Origin of the sequence: Sulfitobacter sp. CW3, assembly GCF_019392245.1 — a bacterium.
Classification (GTDB): domain Bacteria; phylum Pseudomonadota; class Alphaproteobacteria; order Rhodobacterales; family Rhodobacteraceae; genus Sulfitobacter.
The window spans coordinates 1-261 of sequence record NZ_JAHXRL010000339.1; the positions used below are offsets into that span (position 1 = coordinate 1).

General features: G+C 48.7%; 1 protein-coding gene. It reads right to left on the reverse strand.

Annotated elements, in window-relative coordinates; translation table 11 throughout:
* A partial coding sequence (locus KZZ06_RS21330) for a hypothetical protein (protein ID WP_219581935.1) occupies positions 1-261 on the reverse strand: 261 nt, incomplete at both ends.

The following is a 261-nucleotide window of genomic DNA, read 5'->3' on the forward strand; positions in this document are numbered from 1 at the left end:
CTCACCATTCTTGCCCTTAATCTCGTCACGATCAACAAGCTCAACCTCGGGGAAATAGTAGCGAATAACCTGATCCCCATCAACAATATCCATCAACAGAGCGTGAACACCCGTAGTGGCACCAGGAGAAATATCGAACGAACCCGAATCCGATCCGGCAGTAACCTTCGACTGCCAAAACAGCTCGATAACCTCCTTCTTAGACTCGATAAGCTGGAAAGAAATCTCGATAGACGACTCGGTAGCCACAGTGCGAACAAC